Annotated in this window: 2 protein-coding genes; both read right to left on the bottom strand. The window is 49.1% G+C overall.

What is annotated here, in order from left to right; genetic code table 11:
• On the bottom strand, positions 1 to 2169 hold a 2169-nt coding region (locus tag D0T87_RS23530; RefSeq protein WP_163178591.1), incomplete at its 3' end, for a BACON domain-containing protein.
• An 80-nt stretch (positions 2170 to 2249) separates the two neighbouring features.
• A partial coding sequence (locus D0T87_RS23525) for a FimB/Mfa2 family fimbrial subunit (RefSeq protein ID WP_163178589.1) occupies positions 2250 to 3039 on the bottom strand: 790 nt, incomplete at its 5' end.

Genomic DNA, 3039 nt, shown 5'->3' with positions numbered 1-3039 from the left:
AACACCTTGTGCCTGGGCATCAACGCTTGTGTCGTCAGGGCCGGTAGAGAAGGTCAATTTTGTACCATCCCAAACGATATTACTACCACCGAACTCAGCAGGAACAACAGGCTGAACATTTAACGTAACTGCGACATCGGCGAATAAGCCATCTGTGTTTACAAAGTTCAGAGTGGCGGCTCCGGTAGAATTAGCAGCAACAGTGAACGTAACGGTAGTTGTACCTGACGTACCGGTCATAGCTTCTAAAGCACTTTTGGAAGCAGCGGTAAGTACATTTGAAGCATCGGTTACGGAGCCAATCTTCCAATTGGTATTGCTCTTTACCGTAAAGCTGTATTCTTTACTGGTAGCAGAAGCGTATTTACTTTTAACGTCTTTATAGATAAGTCCGTAATTCTTTTGCAATAATTTCACTGTAGCTTCATGACCGCTCTGGGTACGGAAAGTAACCGTTGATTCTTCATCGGTGGGCAGGGTGCTGTTGCCATTAGACGTTACGGCTGTAGTAGTAATGGTGTACTGTTTAGAACCACCATTAAAGGTTTCACTTATCGGTTGACCTTCCAGGTTAGAGCAGGTTTTGTTTACCGCCACGGTAACAGTCTCGCTGTTAGGCTCCCATACCACCCGCAAGGTTTTTGCATCTTTCGAAGTACCTGTTTTAGGAGTGAAGGTAAGCTGATGTCCCGAAGAGATTTCAGTATCGGCCAGATAAAGCTTAATACCCGGCTGTACACTCGATGCTGTACCCTGAGTAACAGTAATTGGCTTGCGGATACGTCCGGCCTCCAGATAAATCTTTGCCGAACGGGAAGCGCCGGTTTCGTTTGCTTCTAATTCGATATAGGTTTCGGTTATATTATCTTTATCGCCTGTGGCAGGAACGAGTTTCAGCCAACCGGCGGTCTGGCTCTCATTCGTTGCATCAACATACTTCTCTACCTTCCAACCGGTGGTATAGTCGGTCCATACATTGAGTGTATTATTAGCATCCTTGCTTGTTACGGCTTCTTTATTAAACGTGTATTCATCTTGGTCCACCGCTAGGGTATATTGTCCATCAGTAGTTAGAATATTCATCCCTACCCCGTTCCAGGTCAGTACGCTGGCCTCGATATTCACCGGACCGCTACGAAAAGCAATATCAGGGGTTTCGTAACCCGAACCGGATACTTTGGTGATATTGATGGTGTATTTGTGATTGCGAAGCACATCCAGATAAGTCTGTGCTGATCCGCTGCCGGTAGAGAAGTCCACGCGGTAATAGCTGGGTTCACTATCGCTGCCATAGGTACCGCCCACTACCAGACAGGTACGTTTAAGCAAGTCTTTGGCTTTGGTATGGTTATCGGTATGGTTCTCAGCTTCCATAATATAAATCTCACGCACACACTGGTTGGTGATGGTATTGATGGCTGTACCATTATATAATAGTGGGCCTTCGGTCAAGGTTGAAGAAGTGGGCACCACCGGATAGGTTACTTTACCATCTGTCAGACCTGCGGCCGTGGTAGGAACTACTGTGCCCTGGGTATTGTAGTTATATACATATACACTGGATAGCTTAAAGTTGGTTACGGCAGTGGGAACTATTACATCTACTCTTGCTACCATACGCAGGAGGTTGATGTTCTTAATTTCGGTGGTTTCATTAATGGTCTTTGTGCCGATATCGCCCCACATGGGGAAAGGCTTGGAGCCGTCTACCGGCCATTTACCTTCTGCGGGTACCGCAGCGGTAAGCGCGGCCAATGCAGCGGCTTTGTTCTTACCCTCCAGGGTAGCAGCTTCTATGATACTACGGGCACCGGCCAATACCACCAGGTCGTATTCGCCCCGGCGCAAGGTCACGGTAAAGGTTTTGGCATTTCCGGTTCCTGTGATCTGGCTACCGCTACATCCGGCGGTATATACATAGGTACCGCCGTTCTTTCCGAACACCAATACGTCGATTTCAGTAACGGCATTCTCTCCGTCCTCGGAGAGTGCACGGGTGTCGGGTACGCTTTCACCGGGCAGCCGAAGGGAGAAAGTGACCAAGGCGTCGCCTTTTCCCGTTGGGGTAATTTCTTCTTCATGCCCTGTACACGCTGTCAGCGTGAAGAGCAGTAGGAACGCCACTGCGGGCAGCAGCTTCACTAATCGTTTATATCCACTTAATTTCATGGGTTTATGTATTTATTTATTTTTTGGTAATTCATCACTCATCACTCATCACTCATCACTCATAACTCAAAACTCATCACTCAAAACTCCTTCCATAGTTTCTCTTCTCCCCAGGGGGTGAGTTCCATACTTACACTGAGCGAGGATCGCAGGTCGATAAGCACGTTGGTAAGCTGGCCTTTCTTAATGGCAATGGGCTGCCCGGTGTTATCCTGAGAGATGGTGGTGACCAATTCTGTGCCGTGATAGATATCGATATGGATACCTTGTTCTTCGGGCAGCATATTGAAGGGGGGCGTGTAATATTCCTCCCGGGCTGCTCCGATTGTAAAGGAGCTGGTAGGCTGGTAGGCTACTTTATCTCCGGATAAATCTCCGTAGAAGTCGATCACCGAAGGGGTTTCACGCACCTGGATGGAGTAGTTGTGGTCGGCAAAGCCTGCAAAGGCCGTGAGGCCGCGCACGGTGATGGTCAGGCTACCGGTTTCGCGGTAGATGGGGAGTTCGATGGTGGTATTGCTATTGCTTTCACTACTGTCGCCCAGTGTAATCTCTCCGCGGAACAGGTCGTCGGGCGAAAGAGAATAAGCCATGGCCCGGGTAAGGGGCAACAAGCTTACCTGGTAATAGTCTTTATGGCGACCGGGTTCATAGCTGGTACAGTTTTCTCGTCCCCCGCCCAGGTTACCCCAGCCTACGATGTGGAGGGATTTGCCCCTGGGGGCGTTTATGGTAACCGTTTGTCCTACATGTGTATCTATCTTCTCGAGGGAACAAAGCTCACTGTCGAAGACATACAATACTACTTCTGCCACGTCCTTGCGCGACAAGGGCTCTCCCGCGTGGTCGTATGGCCTGACCGTGAGGGTG

Source organism: Bacteroides sp. 51, from assembly GCF_010500965.1.
Lineage (GTDB): Bacteria > Bacteroidota > Bacteroidia > Bacteroidales > Bacteroidaceae > Bacteroides.
Note: the sequence above shows the minus strand (reverse complement) of the source record. Positions and strands in the feature narration are given on the sequence as shown.